We start from the raw sequence: 24,609 nt of genomic DNA on the forward strand, positions 1-24,609 counted from the left end.
CCTGCACTTCCCCATCAGGCTGGAAACAATGGAACAGGGCATCGCCCCAAAAGTCAGTTTTGTGTCGCTTGGATGCCCCAAGGCCCTGGTGGACTCCGAGCGCATCATTACGCGGCTGCGCGCCGAAGGCTATGAACTCGCGCGCAAGCACGACGGCGCGGACATTGTGATCGTCAACACCTGCGGCTTTCTCGACAGCGCCAAGCAGGAGTCGCTCGGCGCCATCGGCGAAGCCATGGCACAGAACGGCAAGGTGATCGTCACCGGCTGCATGGGCGCGGAGCCCGAGCAGATCGAGAAAGCCTACCCGAACGTGCTGTCGATTACCGGCCCGCAGCAATATGAGAGCGTGCTCGACGCCGTGCATCGCGCGCTGCCGCCGCTGCACAACCCGCACATTGATCTGGTGCCGCCGCAGGGCATCAAGCTGACCCCGCGCCACTACGCCTACTTGAAGATTTCCGAAGGCTGCAACAATCGCTGCACCTTCTGCATCATTCCGAAGCTGCGCGGCGATCTCGTGTCACGCCCGGCGAAAGAGGTCCTGCTCGAGGCCGAGAAACTTGTCACCGCCGGCGTCAAGGAATTGCTGGTGGTGTCGCAGGACACATCGGCCTATGGCGTGGACATCAAATACGCGACCAGCATCTGGAAGGACCGCGAGGTTCGCGCGAAGTTTTTCGATCTGTCGCGCGAGCTCGGCGAACTCGGCGCATGGGTCCGGCTGCAATACGTCTATCCCTACCCGCATGTCGACGAAGTCATCAGCCTGATGACCGAGGGCAAGGTTTTGCCTTACCTCGACATCCCGTTCCAGCACGCCTCTCCCGGTGTGCTGAAGCAGATGCGCCGCCCCGCCGCACAAGACAAGACTCTCGCCCGCATCAAGAAGTGGCGCGACGAATGTCCGGATCTCACGCTGCGCTCGACCTTCATCGTCGGTTTTCCCGGCGAGACCGATTCCGATTTCCAGTATCTGCTCGACTGGCTGGACGAGGCGCAGATCGACCGCGTCGGCTGCTTCAAGTATGAGCCGGTTGCGGGCGCCACCTCGAACACCATCGAGAATCCGGTGCCCGAAGAGATCAAGACCGCGCGCTGGAATGCCTTGATGGCGCGGCAGCAGAAGATTTCCGCGCAACGCCTCAAGCGCAAGGTCGGCACCCGCCAGCAGGTCATCATCGACGAAGTCGGCCCGACCGTCTCGAAAGGCCGCTCGAAGGCCGATGCGCCGCAGATCGACGGCAGCGTCTACGTCTCAAGCCGCCGTCCGTTGAAGGTCGGCGACATCGTCACCGCGAAGATCGACCGCGCAGATCAGTACGATCTGCACGGGACCGTGGCGGGATTTTAGGTATTTTTCTCGTCATTGCGAGCGAAGCGAAGCAATCCCTCTTTGCATAAAGGAATGGATTGCTTCGTCGCTTACGCTCCTCGCAATAACAGCAAAAACTACGGCTTCAGGATCGACGATCCCGTCGTGACGCGGCTTTCGAGATCGCGGTGCGCCTTCTGCGCATCCTTCAGCGCATAGGCGTGGTTGATCGGCACATGCAGTGTGCCGCTGATGACGGCGGCGAATAGCGTGTCCGCGCCCTCGATCAGTTCCTTGCGCGTCCCGACATAGTCGTTGAGTTTCGGGCGGGTCGCGAACAGCGAGCCGTGGTTGTTGAGTTCGGCTATTGAGAATGGCGGCACCGGCCCCGACGCATTGCCGAAGCTCACGAACAATCCGCGCTGCTTGAGCGACTTGAGAGATCCCGCGAACGTATCCTTGCCGACGCCGTCATAGACCACGTCGCACAATTCGCCACGGCTGATCTGTTTCACGCGCGCCGCGAAATCCTCTTCCTTGTAGAGGATGACGTGATCACAGCCATTGGACAGCGCTAGTTCGGCCTTCTCTTTCGTGCCGACGGTACCGATCACATTTGCGCCCAGCGCCTTCGCCCACTGACATGCGAGCAAGCCGATGCCGCCGGCCGCCGCATGGATCAGCACACGATGGCCGGGCTCTACCTTGAAGGTCTTGTGCAGCAGGTACCAGACCGTCAGGCCCTTGAGCATCAGCACGGCGGCCTGCTCATGGGTGATGTGATCCGGCAACTTCACCAGCTTGTCCGCCAGGATGTTCCGCTCGGTCGCGTAGCCGCCGAGGTTGAAGTAGTACGCCACGCGATCGCCTGGATGGAAATTGGTCACGCCCGGCCCGACCGAAATCACTTCGCCCGAAGCCTCGTTGCCGACGATGAACGGCAGGCCCGGCGCCTTGTAGAGACCGGTGCGGTAGTAGGTATCGATAAAATTCAGGCCAATCGCGTGCTGGCGGATACGCACCTCGCCGTTGCCGGGCGCGGGGACATCCACGTCTTCAAAGATCATCGCTTCCGGACCGCCCACCTGATGGACGCGCACAGCCTTGGTCATGGTTTCTCCCGAGCCTTTTCTTGAACGATCCCAACCGGGAGCGAAGTCCATCGGCAACAAATTGTCAACGCGCCCCGCCGCCGCGCCTAGGCGCTGACACGTTTCGCCCGCTTCTTGCGATTGCGCTTGGCGAGAATGTTGAATGCCTCCACCGCCGCCGAGAAGCAGATCGCGACATAAATAAACGAGCGCGGAATGTGGAAGTGGAATCCATCCGCGACCAGCGCGACGCCGATCAAGACAAGAAACGCCAGTGCGAGCATCTTGGTGGTCGGATGCTCCTTCACGAATGCGGCCACGGGCCCCGACGAGACGTACATCACGCCGACGGCGATAATGACCGCGGCAATCATGATTTCGATCTCCTGCACCATGCCGATGGCAGTGATGATCGAATCGATCGAGAACACGAGGTCAATGATAATGATCTGCACGATCACCCAGAAGAACGCGCTGGGCGTCGCCTTCGCGCTGTCCTCTTCATCCCGCGCCTCGACCTCGGCGTGAATTTCGTGAGTGGCCTTGGCGATCAAGAACAGGCCGCCGACGATGAGAATAATGTCGCGCCACGACAGCACGAACTTGCCCACGGTGATGACGGGTTCGGTCAATCCGATCAGCCAGACCAGAATACTCAGCAGCGCAATCCGGAACACCAGCGCGAGCGCAAGGCCGATCTTGCGCGCCTTCTCGGCTTGCGCGGGCGGAATCCGTGACACGATCACCGACAGGAAGATCACGTTGTCGATGCCGAGAACGATTTCGAGCGCCGTCAGGGTCAGCAGCGCGACCCAGGCTTCGGGACTCATCAGCAATTCCATCATGCGCGGCTCCAGCCCAATAATCGGATCAACACGTCACTCAGAAGAACGTAAACGCCGATGGCGCACAGCGCCGCGGAGATCCACGGCGAAACGGCAAAATTGGCGGCGATCGCGTACAACGCCAGCAACGCCCAGATGGCGATCAGCGCGATGTTCAGCTTGCGGAAGCGTACGGTGCGCAGCGGATGCATCACATGGAACGGCACGAAGGTCAGCGCCACGAGAATGGCGAGCGCGATACTGCCGACCGCAGCCGGCGGCTTCAGCAGGAACAGATAGAACGCCGCCGCGTTCCACAGTGCGGGAAACCCGCGAAAATGATTGTCGTCGCCCTTCATGCGCCGGTCGGAAAAATACAGCGCGCCGGAAATGACGATCGCCCCGCCCAGCAGCGGCGTCGCCAGCGGGATCAGCAACCCGCTCGCGGTGATCGCATAGGCCGGCACGAAAACGTAGGTCAGGAAATCGACCACCAGATCCAGCGTATCGCCGGACCAGTTCGGCAGCACCTCGTCGACGTTCAGCCTGCGCGCCAGCGGCCCGTCGAGGCCATCGATCAGAAGTGCCAGGCCCAGCCAGCCGAACATCGCCGCCCAGTGTTCCCTCACCGCCTCCAGCATGGCGATCAGTGCGATCGCTCCGCCCAGCGCCGTGAAAATATGAACGCCGAACGCGTGGCGGCGCGCCTTGGCGGAATATGGGGGCTGGTCCTGATCGGGCTCGCTCATCTGCCGTTGTGACTATCAGGATTCCCTGTCTTTTGCATATCCGGCCGCACGATCAGGGTACGGCGAGGGAAACCCGCTCCGGAATTGCCTTAAATGCTCTGCAAGATGACGCCCAAAATGGATTGTGACGCCCGGAAATTCCGACCATACATGTGCCGATGACCGATCACCCTTCCCACTATCAGGCCGCAGTCGTGGGCGGCGGACCCGCCGGGCTCGCCACCGCCATTGCACTGGCACAAGCCGGTGTCGCGACCGCCCTGATCGCGCGGCGTTCGCCTTATGCCGACAACCGCACCACGGCGCTGCTGGGCGGCTCGGTGGATTTTCTGCAATCGCTGGATGTGTGGCTGCGCTGCGCCGACGAGTCCGCAGCATTGCGCGTGATGCGGCTGGTGGACGATACGCGCCGCCTGATCCGCTCGCCGGAGGTGAAATTCTCGTCGGACGAGATCGGCATGGAGGCTTTCGGTTCCAACATCGAGAATCGCCTGCTGATGATCGCGATGGAAGAACGCGCGTCGGAATTGCCGAACCTCGTTCGTATCGATGACGAGGCGCAATCCGTCGTTAGCGATGAGTCCGCCGTCACCGTCTCGACTAAGGAGGGCCGGTCCCTCACGGCTTCTCTCGTCGTCGGAGCTGACGGACGGCATTCGCTCTGTCGCGAGGCCGCAGGCATCGGCGTCAAACGGCGCGACCTCGGCCAGTCCGCGTTGACGCTCAACATCGCGCACGCCCGTCCGCACAACGATTGCTCGACCGAGTTTCACACCGAGTCCGGGCCTTGCGTGTTCGTGCCCCTTCCCGGCCAGCGCTCCAGCGTGGTCTGGGTGGTCAAACCCAGCGAGGCCGAGCGGCTGAAGACGCTCGACGACGCGCAGCTTGCACTCGCGCTTGAAAAGCAATCGCACTCCATCTTGGGCAAGCTGACCATAGCGCCCGGCCGCCATGTCTTTCCGCTGGCCATCGAGAACCCCGAGCATCTCGCAGCGAAACGTATCGTGCTGGTGGGTGAAGCCGCGCATGTGCTGCCGCCGATCGGCGCGCAGGGGCTCAACATGGGCCTGCGCGATGCCGCGGATCTCGCCGACATCGTGCGCGATGCGTTGCTGATGGGCGGCGATCCCGGCGCGGACGTCGTGCTGCACGCCTATGCCCGCGCGCGCCGCGCCGATGTATTCAGCAGGATTTTCGCGGTGGACATGGCGAACCGCACATTGCTCAGCGATTTCCTGCCCGCGCAATCGCTGCGCGCCGCCGGAATGCACATGCTGAACACGCTCGGCCCGATCCGCCGCCTCGCGATGCGCGAAGGCCTGTCGCCGTCATGGCGTGGACGTTAATTGTCGCGACGCAATGATCTCACCTGACCGGGACGAGATGAACACGATCAATCGTTCCGCCGCTGGCGGCAAAACTTTTCGTTGCAGCATCAATTAAAGCATCCACCTTGGCGACATCGAAAGCCGGGGCGGCGGCATTCAACTCGAGGTCGGTTTCCACAACCAGGACCGTCTCCACGCCATCCTTGTCGATTTCAATCGTCGTCCATATCTTTTTGGCATTGGGATGATTAACCGTCATCGAAAATACTCCCTGCTTTCCGCCAAGCTCACCGCAGCTTGCAGCGGGAGCACGTCGCGGTAAGTCGACGGCAGTCACAACGGCCGGCCTGCGCCGAGCAGCTCTCAGCATCCCTTGCAGATGCTCCTGATTTTTTGGCTCACATCCTTCTCGTGCTTGTCGATCGCCGGATCACCTGTGCCGAGCAGGCCGTATGCTCCGGATCCTGTCGTCATTCCTGCGCCTGACGCCGGTGCCGCCGTACCCACGGAGTTGGTACCCGGTGCGCCTGCGCTCATGCCGAGAGAACCGCCGCTTGCGGCTCCGGGTGCAGTGGTCCTTCCGGCCGCTCCACTACCTATTCCGCTTGTCGATTGCGCAAAAACGGCTGTCGAAACCAGGATTTGCGAGAGCACGAAAGCAAGTCCGATTGCCCTCATAGCTACCTCCCATAGCTATTTCGATTCCTTACTGAACAATCGGTATGCCTGCGAGATGTTCCATGACGTTGGAACATTCCAATCCGCCCGTAGTTTACCGGATCTGAAAAAGTGAGGATTTCACCATGACGATCCTGAAATGGGCTTTGATCTTCTTTTTGATCTCGGTCGTCGCAGGCGTGTTCGGATTCACCGGGGTCTCCGCTGCATCGGCGGATATCGCGCGCGTGCTGTTCTACATCTTCGGCGTGATCTTCCTGATCCTGCTCATTCTCGGGTTCACGATCTTTCGAGCGTGATGACGAGACCGGCCTGACGGGAACACGTTCGGCCCGATCCGCCGCTTCGCAATGCGCGAAGGCCGCTCGCCATCATGGCGGGGGCGTTAGGAGTTAATTGTCGAAACCCACGAATACGGTGGCTTCTTTGACTGACTTTCGTTCGGACACCACCGCGTTTGCCGGAAAATTTTCATCCGGCCATCCCAATGCGATGCTTTTCATGATGACCTGATCGTCGGCTATTCCGGCATGCTCCCGCACCACCGGTGACTGCATTATGCCTTGGCTGTTAATCACGGCGCCCAGTCCCCGAGACCAGGCAGCGTTGACCAAGGCGGTTGCCACGGCGCCGCAATCGAAGGGCGTGTCATCGCTGCCGTCCAGCACGCGATCATATGTCACGATGATGCATACAGGCGCGTCGAACTGACGGAAGCCACGCAGAACCCAGTCCTGTCGCATATCCTTGTCATCGCGCGCGATCCCCATTGCGGAGAACAACTGCTTGGCGACGCCAACCTGCCTGTCGCGATGCTGACCGGCAAATGCCTGACCGATGCGGAATTCGCGCGACTGCGGAACGCCTGCCACCATCCGCTCAGTATTTCCGGCTCGGATTCGATTGAGCGGCTCGCCGGTGATGACGTAGAAATTCCATGGTTGGGTATTCATCGACGACGGAGCGCGCATCGCCAAACCGATAATTTCCTCAATCAGCGCCTTGGGCACGGGATCCGGTTTGTAGCCACGGATGCTCCGGCGGCCGAGGATAACATCATCAAACTGCATTGTTCTGGAATTCCCTGAAGTGACACCTTGGAATTGGTTGGATATTTGCGGTTCATTGCCCTCCATGCAAGGTGGGCGATCTGAATAGACAGGCGGGACGTCCGCTGTCGGCCCGAAGCCGATAGTTACGGGAACGTCAGCGCGCCGGTCTTGATCATCCACATCACGCTGGTGAGCGTCACCACCGATACGAACGTTCCGATCAGCACCAGCGTCGATGCCGGCTCGATCCACGTATCGTACTGACGCGCGATCACGAACACGTTGAGCGCCGGCGGCAATGAGGCCAGCAGCAGCGCCGTCGCCGCCCATTCCGGCGGGAACGGGCCGAGCAGCATCAGCAGCCCGAACACGATCAGCGGATGCGCGATCAGCTTGACGAAGATGACGCCCGGCACCTCCCATGGCACGCGCTCGAACGGGCGCAGCGCCACCGTCACGCCCAGCGCGAACAGCGCCACCGGCGCCGCGGCGCTTTGCAAAAACTGGAACATGTTGTCGAACGCGACCGGGACCGGAATGTGAAACGCGGCAACCAGCACGCCGAAATAGGACGCGATGATCAGCGGATGCAGCAGGATCTGCTTCGCCACCAGAGCAACGGTCGGCAGCAGCGGCCGGCGCTCGCCATCGGTCAGCACCATCAGCAGCGGCACGACCGTGAACAGGAAAATAGTGTCGAAGCAGAAGATCAGCGCCACGGGCGCAGTCGCCTTCGCGCCCAGTGTCGCCAGTGCGAGTCCCGGCCCCATGTACCCGATGTTGCCGTAGCCGCCGCCCAGTCCCGCCATCGCGGATTCGCGCATCGACAGTTTGCCGATCAGCTTTGCGCCGAACATCGACAGAAAGAACGCGCTCGCGGTCGCCGCCGTCGTGGCGATCACGAAAGGCGCGTTGTTCAGTTCCTCGAACGGCGTCCTTGCAAGGGTTCTAAAGAACAGCGCCGGCAGCGAAACATAGAGCAGGAAAAAGTTCATCCACTCCAGGCCCGCCTCCGGCAGGCGTTTGTACTTGCCGCAGGCATAGCCGATGAAGATCAACCCGAAATACGGGAGGGCAAGGTTCAGGATATCGATCATCGGGATATGCACTCGAATTTCTTGGCAAGACTGCCGCATTGACCGCGCCGCAGGGGTGCCCCCCGCCCCGCTCAATTCAGGGTTTAGCCCCTAGCATCGGCCACAATCATGGTCTATTCGACGGGAGATGATAAAAGCGCGCACCGCCAAGTTTCAGATCGGCCAGATCGTCCGCCACCGGATTTTCTCTTTCCGTGGCGTGATTTACGATATCGATCCGGAATTCAACAACACCGAGGAATGGTGGCTGTCTATCCCTGAGGAAATGCGCCCTCACAAGGACCAGCCGTTCTACCACCTGCTGGCCGAAAATTCCGAGTCCGAATATGTCGCCTACGTTTCGGAGCAAAACCTGCTGCCTGACGATACCGGCGAGCCGATCCGCCATTCGCAGGTCGCCGAGATTTTCGTCAAGGACAAGTCGGGCGGCTATCGCCCCCGCAATCCGTCGCTGAACTGACGGTTTCCCGAGTTCTCACCGCCGTCATCCAACGCGCTTTCATTCCGCGTGCTTGGCAACCCCTCCGGAACGACGCCGGAGATTTGCTCGCGCTACCCCCCGCGCCGGTCGCGCTCCTTGACCAGCGCTTCGAGTTCTTCCGTCTGCTGGGCGATGCGATCGGCGTTGCGCTCTTCGTCCTGACCGCCGGACGCGGCGGCCGCCTGCTCGATCAGTTGCCGGATGTTGTCCCGCAGGATCGCGATACGGTCTTCAAGTTCTGGCAGCGAGAGCGAACCGTTGTCGGCCATGTCGTGAGTCTCCTGGCAAGGGGCAAGCGAAAGCGTGGCGGCGTTGGAGCCGCCTTCGGTTAATCCCCTGACCTAGTTTTTGATCCGCATCACACAAACAAAAAAGGCGCGCATTGCTGCGCGCCCTTCGTTGTTGGCAGATTGAAGCGTGTTACTTGGCGGCGGCCGGCGGGGCCGCGTTCTCCAGCTTCTGGCGGGCTTCCGCCGCGCGCTTCTGCAGTTCTTCCTGCAGCTTCTTCTGGGTTTCCTCGAACACCTTCGGGTCGGTCGGCGGGCCGTCATAGGCCTTGGCGAATTCGGCGAGCGGCAGCGCCAGCGTCAGCGGTGCGCCGTTGGCGTTGATCGCCTGCACCACGAGGTTCTGGCCCTTTTTCATCTGGCTCAGCATGTCGGCCGTCACTTCGTAATCCGACATGCAGCCGTTGGCGAAGCAGATCACGTAAGGGCTCTGCTGTGGTGCGTTGGCGTCGACGATGATGCGGGTGCCGTGAACGAGTTGCATGCCGAGCGGCAGGGTGACGCGCAGCAGCTTCTTCGGTTCGCCTTCCGGCTCGATGATGACGGCGGCGACGACCGGCTGGCCGGACTCGATGCGGCCGTCCTTGCCGGTGAAGCAGACCTGCTTGGCGTTGGCGTCCTGGCCCTTCATGCAGAACTTGGTCCAGGGCTGATAGATCAACTGCACCTGCTGGTCGGCAGGAGGCTGCGCCGGTGCGCCCGCGGCGGGTGCCTGAGCGGCAGGTGCCGGTGCGCCCTTCGCGGGAGCTTTCGGTGCGGCAGCCTTGGGCGCGGCCTTCGGAGCTGGAGCGCCGGGAGCTGGCGCCTGGGCGTGTGCGCCGGAAATGGTCGCAGCGGCCAAAAATGCACTGGCGGTCAGGGCGACAAACACCCGGCTGCGCGGCGAGGCCTGCGCGGCCAAGATACGGAAATTCATTGTGGAAAACCCTTTCTGAACCTTAACGCCCGCTCCCGCTTGGGGCCCGGATGCCTGTTTGTTCGGCGGCTGTCTCGGAGCCAATTGAGGCGGATACGTGACAGAGCGCGCAGCCGTCCTCGAATTGCTCGCCTTCAATACAACGGCTTGCGAAAAGATCAATGCCAACAGTGATATTTGCCGGTCGTAACCCGCATAATCCGGGTCCGCCGTGGTAAATTTTGGCGTGATCTCCGCCGAATCAAACAAGGTGCCATCCACGTTGCGCCGCAGCGGCAGAAGCCGGGAGCGAATGCTTGGGCGCGCCGCGTTGGCCGGGGCTGCATCGATCTGGGCCGCGCTGGCGTCGAGCACGATCCATGCGCAACCGGCAGGATCATCCGGTGGTCCGGCACACGGCATCGCCATGCACGGCGCGCCTGCCCTGCCCGCAAACTTCACCCACATGCCTTACGCCAATGCCGACGCGCCGAAGGGCGGACGGATCGTTTTCGGCGTGCCGGGTGCGTTCGACAGCCTCAATCCCTTCATCGTGAAGGGTCTCGCGGTCCAGCAAATCCGCGGCTACGTGATCGAAAGCCTGATGGCGCGCGGCAACGACGAGCCGTTCACGCTCTATGGACTGCTGGCGCAAAGCATCGCGACCGACGACGCGCGCAACACCGTCACCTTCCGGCTCAATCCGCTGGCGAAGTTCTCCGACGGCCAGCCGGTGCTGGCAGCCGATGTGCTGTTTTCCTGGGAGTTGATGCGCGACAAGGGCCGCCCCAATCACCGGCTGTACTACGCCAAGGTCGAAAAAGCCGAGGCGCTGGACGAGCGCACCATCCGCTTCGACTTCGGCGCGGCGAACGACCGCGAACTCCCCCTCATCCTCGGCCTGATGCCGATTTTCCCGAAACACGCCGTGGACCTCGCCACGTTTGAGGAAACCTCCCTCACCGGCCTGGTCGGCTCCGGCCCCTACCGGGTCACCGCCTTGCGTGCAGGCGCGAGCGTAACCATGACGCGCAACCCGGACTATTGGGGCCGCGATCTGCCGGTGAATCGCGGGCTGTGGAACTTCGACGAGGTCCGCCTGGATTACTATCGCGAGGCCAACGGCGCGTTCGAGGCGTTCAAACGCGGGCTGTACGATTTTCGCTTCGAGCACGAACCGCTGCGCTGGCACGAGGGCTACAATTTCCCCGCGGCGCGCAGCGGCGAGGTCATTCGCGACGAAATCAAGCCGGGTACGCCGCAGCCGTCGGAGTTTCTGGTGTTCAACACGCGGCGGCCGGTGTTCGCGGATATTCGCGTGCGGCAGGCGCTGACGCTGCTGTTCGATTTCGAATGGATCAACCGCAACTACTTCTTCGGCCTTTACGGCCGCTCAGCGGGCTTTTTTGCGGGTTCCGAATTGTCCGCCTACAAGCGCCCGGCCGACGCACAGGAACAGAAGCTGCTCGCGCCTTTCGCGGCCGCTGTTCGGCCCGACATCATGGACGGCAGCTATCGCCTGCCCGTGACCGATGCCTCGGGCCGCGACCGAGATACGCTGCGCGCGGCGCTCGCGCTGCTGGCGCAGGCCGGATACCAGCTCGACGGCAACGTCTTGCGTCAGAAGAGCAACCGGGCGCCGCTCACGTTCGAAATTCTGGTGACCACGCGCGATCAGGAACGGATTGCGCTCGCCTATCAGCGCGATCTCAAGCGCGCGGGCATCGCCATCTCGGTGCGCGCGGTGGACGCCGTGCAGTTCGACCAGCGCAGGCTCTCGTTCGACTTCGACATGATCCAGAACCGCTGGGATCAATCCCTGTCGCCGGGCAATGAGCAGGCATTCTACTGGGGCAGCGCCGCTGCCGACAATCAGGGCACGCGCAACTACATGGGCGCGAAATCCCCCGCCATCGACGCCATGATCGCGGCGATGCTCGAAGCGCGTGAGAAAACCGAATTTGTTCCCGCGGTGCGGGCACTCGACCGGGCGCTGATCGCGGGCTTCTACGCTATCCCGCTTTATAACGCCCAGCAGCAATGGCTCGCCCGCTGGAATCGGATAGAACGGCCCAAGGCCACCGCGCTCACCGGCAGCTTGCCGGAAACGTGGTGGTACAAGCCGGGTGCAAAAGCGCCGTGAGTATTGAGATAGTGGAAGACGTGACCGAGACCTTGCAGACCGCGCCGGCTTCACCCGCGACCTCAACGGGCGCGGCGCTGACGCTGGACGATCTGTTTCGGCGCACAGTCTCCCGCCAGCCGGACGCCACAGCGCTGATCGATCCGCCGAACAAGCAGCGCGTCACCGGCGAAGCGCCGGTGCAGCTGACCTTCGCGGAAGCCGATCAAGCCGTGTCCGCCATCGCCGCGCGCTTTGTCGAGGCCGGGTTGCCGCAGGGCTCCATCATCGGCATCCAGATGCCCAACACCATCGAGTTCGTGGTGACGGTGCTGGGCGCCATCCGCGCGGGTCTGGTGGCGGCGCTGCTGCCGCAACTCTGGCGGCAGTCGGAATTGACCACGGCGCTGAACCGGATCGGGGCGCGCGCCATTGTGTCCACCAGCCGCATCGAGATTGTCGATCATGCGGATCTCGCGCTCAACGCCGCCGCAGAAGCCTTCTCGATCCGCAATGTATTCGGCTTCGGCAAGGATTTGCCCGAAGGCATGGCACCGCTCGAGATTACCACCAGCGGCATGAACGGCTGGCTGCCGCCCGCGCCGCCGGATGCGCGGCGGCCGGCCATCATTACGTTCGACGTCACGCCCGACGGATTTCGCGCGATCCCGCGCAACCATCCGCAACTGATCGCGGGCGGCCTCGCAGTGTTCCTTGAAAGCGGGCTGCCCCAAGGCGCGCGGCTGCTTTCAGCGATGGCGCCTGCCTCGTTCGCGGCGTTCGCGTCGTCGGTGGTGACGTGGCTGCTCGGCGGTGGCTCGCTCGCGCTGCACCACCCGGCGGATCTGCAAATTCTCGAAAAGCAGATCGTCGACGGCCATTTCGACACGCTGATTTCGCCCGCTCCGCTCGCCATCCGGCTGGTGGAGAGCGGCGTGTTTGCGCGACCGCAAACCGCGATCAAGCATGTGATCGGTCTCTGGCGCACGCCGGACCGCGTCATGACCAGCGACGACTGGCAGGACCCGAGTTCGACGCTGACTGACGTCTATCTGTTCGGCGAGATCGGCCTGTTCGCCGCCCGCAGGCTGGATGACGGCTCGCCCGCGCCTGTCACAGCCGGATCGTTCGGCGCGCCGCGCGGCGCAAGCTCAAAATCCATCGGCGAGATTATCGTAACGCCGAAGGCGACGCTGGCCCTGCGCGGCGCGATGGTGCCGGTCGCCGCCTATCGTCCTCCGTCGGGAGACTCCCTGACCGAAACATCCTCACCCGACTACGTCGACACAGGTTATGCCGCACACGCCGATCGCGCGACGGGAGCCATCGCCATCACCGCGCCGCCTGTCGGAATCGTCGGTGTCGGTGGATACCGCTTTCTCTCGGACGACCTTGACGAATGGGCCAAGCGGCTTGCCGCAGGCGCGATGCTGACCGCGCTGCCGGACCAGCTCAACGGCTTCCGTCTCGCCGGCCGCGCCAGCGACAACCATCGCGCCCGTGAAGCGCTGGGCGAGTTGGGCCTTAACCCTTTGATGGTCGAAGCCTTTCGCGACCGTTCCAGCTAAGCCCAAATTCCACGCTCACATTGACCTGCCATTAAGGCCCGCAGCCTAGGATTTCGCGCGCAGGCGGACACATTCGGCTGTGTGTATTTTTCTCTGAATGGCAGAACCATGTCGCAGCAAGGCCCGATCGTCACTGTCTCAAATCGGGAAAGCCATATTCTCGAAGGTCGTGCGCTAGCCGACGCCGTCGCGCAGGTGAAAACGTTTCCATTGGTGGATGTCGACTGGCCGGACGCCATGGATGCGGTCGCACGGCTGCGCCCGGCTGCCGTTCTCGCCGCCGATCTGGAAGACAATGCGACCGCGTTGACCGATCTCGCGGAACGCGCCGCGCGCGTCGATCCGTATATGCCAGTGATCGCGCTCGATCCCGGCGCATCGTTGCCGCACAATGTTCTTCCGTTCACACAGGCCGGACGAAGCCCCGAACGTCTCGTGAGCCGTCTGAACGCTGCGCTGCGCGTGCGTGCCCTGCACGCCACGCTGCTGCGCCGTCTGGCCAACGATCGCACCACATCGACGCATATGCCGACAAGCGACCCGATTGACGACGCGACCGTGCTGCTGATCGGACGCGGCGCGTCCTATCCGGCCCTGTCGGTCGCGCTCGGCGAGCAGATGGGCGTCGTCGGCGCGCTCAGCATCGAGGCCGCCGCCCGGCATCTCAACGCCCGCGAGCTTGACGGCATCATCGTCGGCGAGGGATTCACGCTTCGCGTTCTGGACGCCTTCCTGACGGTGCTCTCGGAAGATGCCCGCTTCCGCAACCTTCCGGTGGTGGTCGGAAGCGGATCGGGGCTGACCGCCGACTACGATCTGCCAAATCTCGAAATCGCCAACGGCGATCCGCACACCATTGCCGCCCTCGCCATCCCGCTGATCCGGCAGCAGGCGTTCGAGTCCCGCATCGCCCGCGCGCTGAGATCGATTGATGTCGGCGGGTTGCTCGATCCGCGTACCGGGTTGCTGACCAACGAGGCCTTCAGCCGCGACTTTGAAACGGCGGTAACCGACACCCACGCGCGCGGCGCGGGATTGTCCGTCGCCCGCATTACCTTCGCCCACGGCGCAACATCCGAGCGGATGCGCCTCGACGCGGCGCGCATTCTCAGCCGGCTGATGCGGCGGATGGATTTCGCAACGCTCGACGACGATGGCGCGATCCTCGTTGTGTTCGCCGAAACCGATCTGCGCAATGCGCATGTGATCGCACGGCGGCTCGGCAGCGTGCTGAAGCACACCATGTACAGCGCCAAGCGCGAGCAGCGGCTCGATCCTCATGTCACGCTGGCGACACTGATGCCGGGCGATACCGCGTCCGCTATACTGGCGCGGCTCCACACCGAAACGCAGCGCGTGGCGTCGTAAACTCCAGGCACCACAGTTTCAGAATCGTCCGGAACAATCGAACCAGCTCTGCATTGGTGAGCCTCTATCGCATTGGAGGCTACCATGAAGAAGATTGCACTTATCGGCGCCGCGCTGGCGATTCTTGCTGCCCCAGCCCTCGCCCAGACCAGCGGGACCGCTCCCGCCGAGGCGAAGTTCTCGACCGTCACCAAGGATGAGATGTTCAGCTCCAAGCTCAAGGGTCTGAACGTCTACAACCAGAAGGATGAAAAGGTCGGCGAAATCTCCGATCTCGCCATCGGCAAGGGCCAGCAGGTTCAGGCCATGATCCTCTCGGTCGGCGGCTTCCTCGGCGTCGGCGAGCACTATGTCGCCGTGTCACCCTCGTCGCTCAACGTGAAGTACGACAAGGACAAGGACACCTGGCGCGCGACGATGAACACGACCAAGGACCAACTCAAGGCTGCGCCTGAGTTCAAGTATCCGAAGTAAGATAGTTTGACGAACGAGCGGCCGCGGGTTTCGACCCGCGGTCGTATCGTCTCACGCCGCCTTTTTGCCTTCCGCCAGATTGGCGAGATCGCGCAGGATCGTGGTCGTGCCTTCGACGCGCTCCTCGGGCGTGCTCCATTCCTGGAAGAACACCACCTTCATGTCGGGGCGCACCTTCGCGGCCTGTCCGTGCTGGCGGATGAAGTAAACCAGCTTCTCCGGCTGCGCGAAGGAGTTGTCGCGGAACGTGATGACTGCGCCCTTCGGCCCTGCATCGACCTTCTCGACATTGGCTCTCCGGCAATACGCCTTGACCGCCGCGATCTGGAACAGATAGCGGACCTCGTCCGGCAGTGGGCCGAAACGGTCGCGCAACTCCGCGCCGAAATTCTCGATTTCGTCGTCGGTGTCCAGATCCGCAAGGCGGCGATACAGCGACAGCCGGATCGAGAGATCCGCCACGAAATCTTCCGGAATCAGCACCGGCATTCCGAGCGTGATCTGCGGCGACCAGCGGTCCGCGACAGGCTCCGAGATGCCGGCCTTGAGCGAGAGGATCGCCTCTTCCAGCATCGATTGATACAATTCGAAGCCGACTTCCTTGATGTGGCCGGACTGTTCCTCGCCGAGCAGATTGCCCGCGCCGCGAATGTCGAGATCGTGCGAGGCCAACTGGAAACCCGCGCCGAGGTTTTCCAGCGACTGCAACACCTTCAGGCGGCGTTCGGCCTGCGCGGTAATCTTCTGCTGCGCCGGCAGCGTGAACAGCGCATAGGCGCGGAGCTTCGAGCGCCCCACCCGGCCGCGCAACTGATAAAGCTGCGCGAGGCCAAACATGTCGGCGCGATGCACGATCAGCGTGTTCGCCGTCGGAATATCCAGTCCCGACTCCACGATCGTGGTCGAGAGCAGGATGTCGTACTTGCCGTCGTAGAACGCGGACATGATGTCCTCGATCACCGTCGGCGGCATCTGGCCGTGCGCGACCGCGACTTTCATCTCCGGCACATGCTTGTCGAGGAAGTCCTTGGCCTCGGCAAGATATTCGATGCGCGGGCAGACATAGAACGCCTGGCCGCCGCGATACCGTTCGCGCAGCAGCGCCTCGCGGATCATCAGCGGATCGTGCGGCGCCACGAACGTGCGCACGGCGAGACGATCGACCGGCGGCGATGCGATGATCGACAACTCGCGCACCCCCGTCAGCGCCAGTTGCAGCGTGCGCGGGATCGGCGTCGCCGACAGCGTCAACACATGGACCTCAGCGCGCAACTGCTTCAGCCGTTCCTTGTGGCTGACGCCGAAGTGCTGCTCCTCGTCCACGATCAGGAGCCCGAGATCCTTGAACTTGATGCTCTTGCCGAGCAGCGCATGGGTGCCGACGATGATGTCGACCTTGCCGTCGGCCAGATCCTTCTTCACCTGCGTCATCTGCTTGGGCGCCACCAGCCGCGAAGCCTGCGCGACATTGACCGGGAAACCCTTGAAGCGCTCGGTGAAGGTCTTGGTGTGCTGACGCGCGAGTAGCGTGGTAGGCACCACGACCGCGACCTGCTTGCCGTCCAGCGCCACGGCAAACGCCGCGCGCAACGCCACTTCCGTCTTGCCGAAACCGACGTCGCCGCAAATCAGGCGATCCATCGGGCGGCCGGCGTCGAGATCGTGCAGCGCCGAATTGATGGCGCCAAGCTGGTCTTCGGTCTCCTCGTAAGGAAAGCGCGCGCAGAATTCGTCGTAGGTGCCCTGATGCACCGGGAATTTCGGCGCGACATGGACATGACGCTCGGCGGCGATCTTGATGAGGTCGCCCGCGATCTCGCGGATGCGGTTCTTCAGCTTGGCCTTGCGCGCCTGCCATCCGCCGCCGCCGAGCCGGTCCAGTTCGACATTGCTGTGGTCGGAGCCGTAGCGCGACAGCAGTTCGATGTTCTCGACCGGGAGAAACAGCTTGGTCTCGTTGGCGTAGTGCAGTTCGAGGCAGTCGTGCGGCGCGCCGCCGACTTGCAAGGTCTGCAAGCCGACAAAGCGCCCGATGCCGTGCTCGACATGCACCACCAGATCGCCGGTGGCGAGCGACGTGACTTCCGAGATGAAGTTCTCGAGCTTGCGGCTGGCCTTGCGCGGACGCACCAGACGATCGCCGAGAATGTCCTGTTCGGTAATGAGCGCCGTGGTCTCGGTCTCGAAACCGGATTCGAGGCCGATCACCGCTAGCATGGTCTCGTTGCGCGGCGTCGCCTGCACCGCGCGCCACGAATTGACGCTGGTGATGTTGAGCAGCTTGTGGTCCTTCAGCATCGAGGCCATGCGGTCGCGCGAGCCTTCGGACCACAGCGCGACGACCACTTTCTTGCGCGCGGACTGAAGCCCGTTGATGTGCGCCACCACGCTCTCGAACACATTGACCTTGGTGTCTGCGCGCTCCGGCGCGAAGTCGCGGCCCTGCCGCGCGTCAATATCGATGAAGCCTTCACCGTCCGGCACCGCGAACGGCGTCAGCCGCGCCAGTGAACTGTCGCCCAGCAGCGCCGTCCATTCCGCGTCGGTGAGATAGAGCCGGTCCGGCGGCAGCGGCTTGTAGATCGCGCCGCCGCCCGGCGTATTCATGACCTCGCGCCGCGCTTCGTAATAGTCGTTGATCTGGGTGAAGCGCTCGCGCGCGGCGTCCTCGGCCTGATGTTCGAGCACGACAGGCGCGGCCCCGAGATAATCGAACAGCGAATCCATCCGTTCCTGGAACAGCGGCAGCCAGTGCTCCATGCCGGGATGGCGGCGGCCTTCGCTCACCGCCTCGTACAGCATATCGTCGCGCTCAGGCGCACCGAACTGCGCCACATACGCCATGCGGAAACGCTTGATGGTTTCCGTGACAAGCTGGAATTCCGACACCGGCACCAGATCGAGCGCGCGCATGTCGAGCAGCGTGCGCTGCGATTCCGCGTCAAAGGTGCGGATCGATTCAAGCGTGTCGCCGAAGAAGTCGAACCGCACCGGCTGGTCGAGTCCCGCCGGAAACAGGTCGAGGATGCCGCCGCGCACGGCGTATTCGCCGGGCTCCCGCACCGTCGAGGTGCGGCTGTAACCATTGTGTTCTAGCCACGACGCGATGGAATCCATCGGCACACGGTGCCCCGGCGCGACCGACAGCGCCTGCGCCGCCACCACCTCACGCGCGGGTACCCGCTGAACGATGGCGTTGACCGTGGTCAGCACGATCAGCGGCTTCTCGCTGCCCTGAAGCCGCGAAAGCCGCGCCAGTGTGGTCAGGCGTTGCGCGAGGATGCCGCCATGGGGCGAGACACGGTCATAAGGCTGGCAGTCCCAGGCCGGAAACTGCATCACGCCGATGTCGGGCGCAAAGAATTCCAGCGCGCGCGCCAATTGCGCCATGCGCGGGCCGTCGCGGCATACCACCGCGAGACTAACGGCGGGCGCGTCCTTCTTGGCCGCGACCGCGCGGGCGAGATCGGACACGACAAGGCCTTCCGCGCCTTCCGAAACATTGGACAGCGTCAGCGCATGGCCGGGACGAAGCAATTGCGCGGGCGACCGCGTCGGGGCCTTCATGCGCGCGAACCATCCAGATAGGTCTTGATGCGAACGTAGATGCCGTCCGCATAGTCCGGCGCGAGCGGCTGCCCGCCGCTGAATGCTGCGTAGAGATCGGGGTCCGGCAACTCGATCAGACGTTCGAGGTCGGCCACGTCCGCATCGCTCAACTCGCTGATCTTCGCGTCGGCAAAACCGCCGAGGATGATGTCCATCTCGCGCGTGCCGCGATGCCAGCAGCGATACAGCAGCCGCTTGCGCCGGTCATCGAGACCCTCGCTCGATCGTGTCGTTCCCGTCATGTCCGTCGCCTTCTCCAACGCAAAAAGCCCGGACGTGCCGGGAAGCTTGATATAGCCATCATGATTGCCGATGTCAGCATTTCTCTGACCTTGCATTCAGGATATGCAAAAGCAGCCCTCTAACGAGTCGCCACGATGCGCCCACCGTTGCTCAATGCCCTGTTTGCGCCCGTGACGAGCCTGTCAGGCGTCGGGCCGAAGCAGGACAAGCTGTTTCGCTACCTGCTCGACCGCAGCGAGACGCCGCGGCTGGTGGACCTGCTGCTGCATCTGCCGACCAACGTGATCGACCGCCGCGCGCGGCCGACCATCCGCGACGCGGTTCCAGGCACCGTTGTGACACTGGAAGTGACCATCGACCGTCACCGCCCCGCGCCGCCCGGCCGCTCCAAGGCGCCGCACCTGGTCTACGCCAGCGACGAGACCGGCGACGTGGTCCTCACCTATTTCCGCGCCAAGCCCGATTACATCGAGAAGCTGCTGCCCAAGGGCGAGAAGCGGTTCGTCTCCGGCACCGCGCAGATGTTCGACGGCACCTTGCAGATCGTGCATCCCGACCGCGTGGTAGACGAGGAAGGCCTCGCGAAACTGCCGCAGATCGACGCGGTCTATCCGCTCACCGAAGGCCTCGCCATCGGCTCGATCCGCCGCGCCATGGTGCAGGCGCTGCAAAAACTGCCGGCCCTGCCGGAATGGATCAGTCCCGAGGTGCTGCGACGATGTTCGTTTCCGCCGGTTGCCGAGGCGCTGCATCGCGTCCACGAGCCCAACGAACTCACCGACATCCTGCCGCAGAATCCGTTCTGGTCACGGCTTGCGTTCGATGAACTGCTTGCCGGACAACTTGCGCTGGCGCTGGTACGCGCGCAATTGCGCCGGCCCGCCGGCGTGCGCAATGCCGGCGACGGACATCTGCGACACAAGATCATCGACGCGCTGCCTTACGCGCTGACCACCTCACAACAAGACGCCGCGAAGGCCATCGCCGACGATCTGAACCAGCCGGTGCGGATGTTGCGCCTCCTGCAAGGCGACGTTGGGTCCGGCAAGACAGTGGTCGCCCTGCTCGCGGCAGCCGCCGTCACTGAGACCGGCAAGCAGGCGGCGCTGATGGCGCCGACGGAAATTCTTGCGCGTCAGCACATCAAGACCATTGCTCCCTTAGCGGAGCGCGCGGGGATGCGCGTCGCGATCCTGACCGGCCGCGAGAAAGGCAAGGAACGCCGCGACATCATCGAGCGGCTCGCCAGCGGCGAGATCGATCTTCTGGTGGGTACCCATGCGCTGATCCAGGACGATGTGATCTTCAAGTCGCTGGCGCTGGCCGTCGTGGACGAACAGCATCGCTTCGGCGTGCGCGAGCGGCTTGCGCTCACCGAGAAAGGCGACGCCGTCGATGTTCTGGTGCTGAGCGCCACGCCGATCCCGCGCACGCTGGTGCTGACATATTTCGGCGACATGGATATTTCCGAACTGCGCGAGAAGCCCGCAGGCCGCCAGCCGATCGACACCCGCGCCGTCGCCAAGAGCCGTCTGCGTGAGGTCGTGGACGGTCTCGACCGTGCGCTGGAGTCAGGCAAGCGCGCCTACTGGATCTGCCCGCTGGTGGAGGAATCGGAAGCGGAAGGCCACGACCACCTCACCAACGCAACAAAGCGTTTCGAGACGCTGCAAAAGCGCTTCGGCGAACGGGTCGGCATAGTTCATGGCCAGATGAAAGGCACCGAGAAGGATCGCGTGATGGCGCAGTTCGCTGCCGGCGAGATTCAGCTTCTGGTGGCGACGACCGTGGTCGAAGTCGGCGTCGATGTCCCGCAGGCTACCATCATGGTGATCGAGAACGCCGAACGCTTCGGGCTCGCACAGCTGCACCAATTGCGCGGGCGCATCGGGCGAGGCTCGGAGGCCTCGACATGCATCTTGCTCTATCATGAGCCGCTCACGGAAATGTCCGGCGCGCGCCTGAAGGTGATCCGCGAGACGGCCGACGGCTTTCGCATCGCTGAGGAAGATTTACGCCTGCGCGGCGAAGGCGAAGTGCTCGGCACCCGCCAGAGCGGCCTGCCCGGCTATCGCATCGCGCGGCCGGAGGTTCATGCGCAGTTGATCGCGCAGGCGCGCGACGAGGCGCTGCGGATTATGCAGACCGATCCGAAACTCAAGGGTGAGCGCGGCGATGCGCTGCGGTGCCTGCTTTATCTCTATGAGCGCGACGAAGCCCTGCCGCTGATCGGTGCCGGCTGACGCTTATGTCAGATGCCGTGCGACGAAGACGCGTCCAGCCGTCCACAGCGCGCTCGGGATCGTGGGAGCGCCGATCATGGTCATGGTCAGTATGCTCAATGCGAAATTGCCGACCCACCATCGCCACTCTGGAGTCCTGAATCCCAGACCCGAACACGCGATATTCACGAAGAACGCGGCATAAGCCGCGATAGCGGAAATCGACGTGCCGACGCCGTAGCCTGCAATCCGAAGTTCGGTCACGACGGTCACGACAACGCTGATCAGAACAACCGTCCAGACAAGCGATCGCGTTGTAATAGCGCGCATGGGTATCGATCTGCCTGTTACCGAGTTGTCGCGCTGCCGCCCGAATGAAGCAAAACTAGTCCACCTTGGCGGCGGTGGGCGTCTGCGACGCTGTCGCGACGCGGGCGGCGTTGGCCATCTCGGCCAGCGCGTTGACCTTCTTCTGCGCGTCACCGCCGGGCTGGACTACGCCAGCCGACATGATGAGCGTCGCCGCATCCTCGGCGCTCATGTCGATGTCGATGATCTTGCTCTTGGGCACGTAGAAGAAGAAACCCGTGGTCGGGTTCGGGGCGCACGGCAGGAACACCGAGATGAACTCTTCCTTGCCCGGAAGACTGGCGGCGATCTCGACGCTCGGCGGCTGCGAGATCAGCACGATGGACCACATCCCCGGCGAGGGAAATTCCACAAGGCCGACGCGACGGAAGCTCGATCCGTTTCCGGAAAACAGCGTCTCGAACACCTGCTTCAGGCCGCGATAGATCGCGCGCACCACAGGCATCCGCCCGAGCAGGTTTTCACCGAGATCGACCAGCGTACGGCCGATCAGGTTGGCGGTGAGGAAGCCGAGAAACGTCAGCGCGAAGACGGCGACGATCAGGCCTGAACCCGGCAGGCCGAACGGCAGATAGGTTTCGGGACGGTATGCGATCGGCACGAACGGCCGCACGATGCCGTCGACCCAGGTCACGAACCACCACGTCAGGTAGAACGTAATCGCGATCGGTCCGGCGATGACCAGTCCGGTCAGAAAATAGGTGCGCAGGCGCGCCATCGCACCGCGCGGCACGTCCGGCCCGGCGGGAGGCAGGCTTCCTGGAGCCAGGTTTGGCGTGGTTTCATTCATCGCAGAACCGAACCATCCTCAATCACAGTACGCAAGCAGCATCGCAAATCATTACGACATCATTGTATCAGACTTTAGCAGGCGCAAACCACGCGCGCTGCGACCGATTGTCAGTTCAGGGGTCTACTCAACCGTCACCGACTTCGCGAGGTTCCGCGGCTGGTCGACGTCGGTGCCCATGATAACCGCCGTGTGGTACGCGAGCAGTTGTACCGGGATGGCATACACCATCGGCGTCACGGTGGACGGCATGTCGGGCAGGATGATCGTCACCAGCGACTCGACGGTGGCTTCCTTCGCGCCCTGCGCGTCGGTCATCAGGATGATCCGGCCGCCGCGCGCCGCGACTTCCTGCATGTTGGAGACGGTTTTCTCGAACACGCGGTCATGCGGCGCGATCACCACCACCGGCATCTTCTCGTCGATCAGCGCGATGGGACCATGCTTGAGTTCGCCAGCGGCATAGCCTTCCGCATGGATGTACGAAATTTCCTTGAGCTTCAGCGCGCCTTCCAGCGCCAGCGGATAGTTGGTGCCGCGTCCGAGATAAAGCACGTCCTGGCTCTTGGCGATGTCGCGCGCGAGCTTCTCGATCTGAGGTTCAAGCGCGAGCGCTTCCGTCATCAGGCGCGGCACCTCCACCAGGCCGTGAACCAGTTTGGTTTCATCGTCCGCCGACAATTCGCCGCGCACCTTGCCCGCTTCGATCACCAACGCTGCCAACGCCATGAGCTGGCAGGTGAACGCCTTGGTCGATGCGACGCCGATTTCGGGACCGGCGAGCGTCGGCAGCGCGGTCTCGCTTTCGCGCGCGATGGTCGAGGTCGGCACGTTGACGATAGCGATGGTGTGCAGGCCTTGCGACTTGGCATAGCGCAGCGCCGCCAGCGTATCGGCGGTCTCGCCCGACTGCGAAATGAAGATCGCGAGATCGCCCTTGCGCAGCGGCGCTTCGCGATAACGAAACTCGGACGCGACATCGAGTTCGACCGGCAGCCGTGCAAGACGTTCGAACCAGTATTTCGCGACGAAGCCCGCATAGCTCGCGGTGCCGCAGGCGGTGATGGAGACGCGCTGAATGTCTTTGAAATCGAACGGCAGCTTCACCGGCATCGCCACCTTCTCGGTAGCCATGTCGACGTAATGCGCCAGCGTATGGCCGACGACTTCGGGCTGTTCGTGGATTTCCTTCGCCATGAAGTGGCGATAGTTGGCCTTGTCCACCAGCGCGCTCGCCGTGTTGTGCTTGACGATCTCGCGTTCGACCACGGCGTTGTTGTCGTCGTATACGGTCACGTCGGCGCGGGAGAGAACAGCCCAGTCGCCGTCCTCGAGATAGCTGATGGTGTCGGTGAACGGTCCAAGCGCGATGGCGTCGGAGCCGAGATACATTTCGCCGTCGCCGTAACCGACCGCGAGTGGCGAGCCCTTGCGCGCGCCGATCATCAGGTTCTCTTCGCCCTTGAAGATGAAAGCCAGCGCGAATGCGCCATGCAGCAACGGCAGCGTCGCCTTCACGGCTTCGGCGGGTTTCATTCCTTTCGCGAGAAACGAGCTGACGAGATGCGCCACGACCTCGGTGTCGGTCTCGCTGGTAAAAGTCGCGCCCTGCTTTTCGAGTTGCGCGCGCAAGTCGCGAAAGTTTTCGATGATGCCGTTATGGACAACGGCAACGCGGTCGGTCGCGTGCGGATGCGCGTTGCTTTCCGTCGGCTTGCCGTGTGTGGCCCAGCGCGTATGGCCGATGCCGATATGCCCGCCGAGCGGCGACGTCTTCAACACGGCTTCGAGATTTTTGAGCTTGCCCTTGGCGCGGCGGCGGTCGAGCAGCACGCCCTCGAGCGTGGCGACGCCAGCAGAGTCGTATCCGCGATACTCAAGACGCTTGAGCGAGTCGACCAGTTGCTCGGCAACAGGTCCCCGTCCGAGAATTCCTACAATTCCGCACATGCGGTTCGATGTCTCCAGCCCGCCCCAATGCGGCCTTATGTACCGAGGAATAACACGGTTCTGCCTCAACATTTGTTGCGGATTGAGACAGGGTAAA

The 24,609-nt window shown here is 63.0% G+C and carries 22 protein-coding genes; 9 read left to right on the top strand and 13 right to left on the bottom strand.

The annotated features are described in order from the left end of the window. The first annotated feature begins 28 nt into the window (after positions 1 to 28). The gene (gene rimO / locus AC07UB_RS02635) at positions 29 to 1,354 is read left to right on the top strand and encodes a 30S ribosomal protein S12 methylthiotransferase RimO (protein ID WP_492789168.1); all 1,326 of its coding nucleotides are present in this window, start codon (positions 29 to 31) and stop codon (positions 1,352 to 1,354) included. Between the two features lie 98 nt (positions 1,355 to 1,452). On the opposite strand, the gene AC07UB_RS02640 is transcribed toward rimO, so the two are convergent. The 3 genes from AC07UB_RS02640 to pcsA form a co-directional block, all read right to left on the bottom strand. Continuing rightward, on the bottom strand, positions 1,453 to 2,427 hold the full coding sequence (locus tag AC07UB_RS02640) for a quinone oxidoreductase family protein (protein ID WP_494652262.1): 975 nt from the start codon (positions 2,425 to 2,427) through the stop codon (positions 1,453 to 1,455). Between the two features lie 86 nt (positions 2,428 to 2,513). Further along, a complete protein-coding gene (locus AC07UB_RS02645) occupies positions 2,514 to 3,251 on the bottom strand; it encodes a TerC family protein (RefSeq protein WP_494652261.1) in 738 nt (245 codons plus the stop codon). After that, entirely contained in the window at positions 3,248 to 3,979 is a 732-nt protein-coding gene (gene pcsA / locus AC07UB_RS02650; protein WP_494652260.1) for a phosphatidylcholine synthase, read from the bottom strand. Before pcsA ends, AC07UB_RS02645 begins: the two co-directional genes overlap by 4 nt. Positions 3,980 to 4,137: 158 nt before the next feature. On the opposite strand from pcsA, the gene AC07UB_RS02655 reads away from it, so the two are divergent. Beyond that, positions 4,138 to 5,325 (top strand): UbiH/UbiF family hydroxylase, encoded by a 1,188-nt coding sequence (locus tag AC07UB_RS02655; protein WP_494652258.1) that lies wholly within the window; start codon positions 4,138 to 4,140, stop codon positions 5,323 to 5,325. A 19-nt stretch (positions 5,326 to 5,344) separates the two neighbouring features. Here AC07UB_RS02655 and AC07UB_RS02660 read toward each other — a convergent pair whose 3' ends face one another. After that, positions 5,345 to 5,566 (bottom strand): hypothetical protein, encoded by a 222-nt coding sequence (locus AC07UB_RS02660; RefSeq protein WP_492789163.1) that lies wholly within the window; start codon positions 5,564 to 5,566, stop codon positions 5,345 to 5,347. Positions 5,567 to 6,110: 544 nt separating this feature from the next. Here AC07UB_RS02660 and AC07UB_RS02665 point away from each other — a divergent pair. After that, the gene (locus AC07UB_RS02665; RefSeq protein WP_492789162.1) at positions 6,111 to 6,284 is read left to right on the top strand and encodes a DUF1328 domain-containing protein; all 174 of its coding nucleotides are present in this window, start codon (positions 6,111 to 6,113) and stop codon (positions 6,282 to 6,284) included. A 93-nt stretch (positions 6,285 to 6,377) separates the two neighbouring features. Here the strand turns inward: AC07UB_RS02665 and AC07UB_RS02670 are convergent, their stop codons facing one another. Further along, entirely contained in the window at positions 6,378 to 7,055 is a 678-nt protein-coding gene (locus AC07UB_RS02670) for a nitroreductase (RefSeq protein WP_492789161.1), read from the bottom strand. 125 nt (positions 7,056 to 7,180) lie between these two features. Further along, complete coding sequence (locus AC07UB_RS02675; protein ID WP_494652256.1) at positions 7,181 to 8,134, bottom strand: AEC family transporter; 954 nt, start codon at positions 8,132 to 8,134, stop codon at positions 7,181 to 7,183. Positions 8,135 to 8,261: 127 nt separating this feature from the next. Here AC07UB_RS02675 and hspQ point away from each other — a divergent pair, with 127 nt between their 5' ends. Next, positions 8,262 to 8,594 (top strand): heat shock protein HspQ, encoded by a 333-nt coding sequence (gene hspQ / locus AC07UB_RS02680; protein WP_492789159.1) that lies wholly within the window; start codon positions 8,262 to 8,264, stop codon positions 8,592 to 8,594. A gap of 92 nt (positions 8,595 to 8,686) precedes the next feature. On the opposite strand, the gene AC07UB_RS02685 is transcribed toward hspQ, so the two are convergent. Further along, positions 8,687 to 8,884 (bottom strand): hypothetical protein, encoded by a 198-nt coding sequence (locus AC07UB_RS02685; protein WP_492789158.1) that lies wholly within the window; start codon positions 8,882 to 8,884, stop codon positions 8,687 to 8,689. A gap of 151 nt (positions 8,885 to 9,035) precedes the next feature. Beyond that, positions 9,036 to 9,818, bottom strand: coding sequence for an invasion associated locus B family protein (locus tag AC07UB_RS02690; RefSeq protein ID WP_494652254.1), 783 nt, complete (start codon positions 9,816 to 9,818; stop codon positions 9,036 to 9,038). 406 nt (positions 9,819 to 10,224) lie between these two features. Here AC07UB_RS02690 and AC07UB_RS02695 point away from each other — a divergent pair, with 406 nt between their 5' ends. The 4 genes from AC07UB_RS02695 (at position 10,225) to AC07UB_RS02710 (ending at position 15,329) form a co-directional block, all read left to right on the top strand. After that, positions 10,225 to 11,940 carry an extracellular solute-binding protein gene (locus AC07UB_RS02695; RefSeq protein WP_492792617.1) on the top strand — a complete coding sequence of 572 codons (1,716 nt, stop codon included), beginning with the start codon at positions 10,225 to 10,227 and terminating at the stop codon, positions 11,938 to 11,940. A 32-nt stretch (positions 11,941 to 11,972) separates the two neighbouring features. Beyond that, on the top strand, positions 11,973 to 13,487 hold the full coding sequence (locus tag AC07UB_RS02700) for an AMP-binding protein (RefSeq protein ID WP_492792616.1): 1,515 nt from the start codon (positions 11,973 to 11,975) through the stop codon (positions 13,485 to 13,487). A gap of 108 nt (positions 13,488 to 13,595) precedes the next feature. Next, positions 13,596 to 14,855 carry a GGDEF domain-containing protein gene (locus tag AC07UB_RS02705; RefSeq protein ID WP_494652252.1) on the top strand — a complete coding sequence of 420 codons (1,260 nt, stop codon included), beginning with the start codon at positions 13,596 to 13,598 and terminating at the stop codon, positions 14,853 to 14,855. Positions 14,856 to 14,939: 84 nt separating this feature from the next. Then, the gene (locus tag AC07UB_RS02710; RefSeq protein WP_492789155.1) at positions 14,940 to 15,329 is read left to right on the top strand and encodes a PRC-barrel domain-containing protein; all 390 of its coding nucleotides are present in this window, start codon (positions 14,940 to 14,942) and stop codon (positions 15,327 to 15,329) included. A gap of 51 nt (positions 15,330 to 15,380) precedes the next feature. On the opposite strand, the gene mfd is transcribed toward AC07UB_RS02710, so the two are convergent. After that, a complete protein-coding gene (gene mfd, locus AC07UB_RS02715; RefSeq protein ID WP_494652251.1) occupies positions 15,381 to 18,896 on the bottom strand; it encodes a transcription-repair coupling factor in 3,516 nt (1,171 codons plus the stop codon). After that, complete coding sequence (locus AC07UB_RS02720; RefSeq protein WP_494652700.1) at positions 18,893 to 19,180, bottom strand: succinate dehydrogenase assembly factor 2; 288 nt, start codon at positions 19,178 to 19,180, stop codon at positions 18,893 to 18,895. The genes mfd and AC07UB_RS02720 overlap by 4 nt, the downstream gene beginning before the upstream one ends. Positions 19,181 to 19,315: 135 nt before the next feature. Between AC07UB_RS02720 and recG the strand changes: the two genes are divergently transcribed. Further along, entirely contained in the window at positions 19,316 to 21,424 is a 2,109-nt protein-coding gene (recG, locus tag AC07UB_RS02725; RefSeq protein ID WP_494652249.1) for an ATP-dependent DNA helicase RecG, read from the top strand. A gap of 3 nt (positions 21,425 to 21,427) precedes the next feature. Here the strand turns inward: recG and AC07UB_RS02730 are convergent, their stop codons facing one another. The 3 genes from AC07UB_RS02730 to glmS all read right to left on the bottom strand — a co-directional run bounded on the left by AC07UB_RS02730 (position 21,428) and on the right by glmS (position 24,512). Further along, the gene (locus AC07UB_RS02730) at positions 21,428 to 21,733 is read right to left on the bottom strand and encodes a hypothetical protein (RefSeq protein WP_492789152.1); all 306 of its coding nucleotides are present in this window, start codon (positions 21,731 to 21,733) and stop codon (positions 21,428 to 21,430) included. A gap of 55 nt (positions 21,734 to 21,788) precedes the next feature. Continuing rightward, on the bottom strand, positions 21,789 to 22,562 hold the full coding sequence (locus AC07UB_RS02735; RefSeq protein ID WP_494652248.1) for a DUF502 domain-containing protein: 774 nt from the start codon (positions 22,560 to 22,562) through the stop codon (positions 21,789 to 21,791). 123 nt (positions 22,563 to 22,685) lie between these two features. Continuing rightward, positions 22,686 to 24,512, bottom strand: coding sequence for a glutamine--fructose-6-phosphate transaminase (isomerizing) (gene glmS, locus AC07UB_RS02740; protein WP_492789150.1), 1,827 nt, complete (start codon positions 24,510 to 24,512; stop codon positions 22,686 to 22,688). Positions 24,513 to 24,609: the final 97 nt, after the last annotated feature.

The sequence above is a fragment of the Afipia sp. GW821-FHT04G03 genome (genome assembly GCF_059419985.1).

Bases quoted from the DNA above. Each gene is read 5' to 3' on its own strand.
- AC07UB_RS02665 (WP_492789162.1), top strand. From the start codon at position 6,111: ATGACGATCCTGAAATGGGCTTTGATCTTCTTTTTGATCTCGGTCGTC.
- hspQ (WP_492789159.1), top strand. From the start codon at position 8,262: ATGATAAAAGCGCGCACCGCCAAGTTTCAGATCGGCCAGATCGTCCGC.
- AC07UB_RS02690 (WP_494652254.1), bottom strand. From the start codon at position 9,818: ATGAATTTCCGTATCTTGGCCGCGCAGGCCTCGCCGCGCAGCCGGGTG.
- mfd (WP_494652251.1), bottom strand. From the start codon at position 18,896: ATGAAGGCCCCGACGCGGTCGCCCGCGCAATTGCTTCGTCCCGGCCAT.
- AC07UB_RS02710 (WP_492789155.1), top strand. From the start codon at position 14,940: ATGAAGAAGATTGCACTTATCGGCGCCGCGCTGGCGATTCTTGCTGCC.
- AC07UB_RS02660 (WP_492789163.1), bottom strand. From the start codon at position 5,566: ATGACGGTTAATCATCCCAATGCCAAAAAGATATGGACGACGATTGAA.
- AC07UB_RS02655 (WP_494652258.1), top strand. From the start codon at position 4,138: ATGACCGATCACCCTTCCCACTATCAGGCCGCAGTCGTGGGCGGCGGA.
- AC07UB_RS02705 (WP_494652252.1), top strand. From the start codon at position 13,596: ATGTCGCAGCAAGGCCCGATCGTCACTGTCTCAAATCGGGAAAGCCAT.
- AC07UB_RS02685 (WP_492789158.1), bottom strand. From the start codon at position 8,884: ATGGCCGACAACGGTTCGCTCTCGCTGCCAGAACTTGAAGACCGTATC.
- AC07UB_RS02670 (WP_492789161.1), bottom strand. From the start codon at position 7,055: ATGCAGTTTGATGATGTTATCCTCGGCCGCCGGAGCATCCGTGGCTAC.
- AC07UB_RS02645 (WP_494652261.1), bottom strand. From the start codon at position 3,251: ATGATGGAATTGCTGATGAGTCCCGAAGCCTGGGTCGCGCTGCTGACC.
- AC07UB_RS02695 (WP_492792617.1), top strand. From the start codon at position 10,225: ATGCACGGCGCGCCTGCCCTGCCCGCAAACTTCACCCACATGCCTTAC.
- AC07UB_RS02730 (WP_492789152.1), bottom strand. From the start codon at position 21,733: ATGCGCGCTATTACAACGCGATCGCTTGTCTGGACGGTTGTTCTGATC.
- AC07UB_RS02640 (WP_494652262.1), bottom strand. From the start codon at position 2,427: ATGACCAAGGCTGTGCGCGTCCATCAGGTGGGCGGTCCGGAAGCGATG.
- glmS (WP_492789150.1), bottom strand. From the start codon at position 24,512: ATGTGCGGAATTGTAGGAATTCTCGGACGGGGACCTGTTGCCGAGCAA.
- pcsA (WP_494652260.1), bottom strand. From the start codon at position 3,979: ATGAGCGAGCCCGATCAGGACCAGCCCCCATATTCCGCCAAGGCGCGC.
- AC07UB_RS02720 (WP_494652700.1), bottom strand. From the start codon at position 19,180: ATGACGGGAACGACACGATCGAGCGAGGGTCTCGATGACCGGCGCAAG.
- AC07UB_RS02735 (WP_494652248.1), bottom strand. From the start codon at position 22,562: ATGAATGAAACCACGCCAAACCTGGCTCCAGGAAGCCTGCCTCCCGCC.
- rimO (WP_492789168.1), top strand. From the start codon at position 29: ATGGAACAGGGCATCGCCCCAAAAGTCAGTTTTGTGTCGCTTGGATGC.
- recG (WP_494652249.1), top strand. From the start codon at position 19,316: ATGCGCCCACCGTTGCTCAATGCCCTGTTTGCGCCCGTGACGAGCCTG.
- AC07UB_RS02675 (WP_494652256.1), bottom strand. From the start codon at position 8,134: ATGATCGATATCCTGAACCTTGCCCTCCCGTATTTCGGGTTGATCTTC.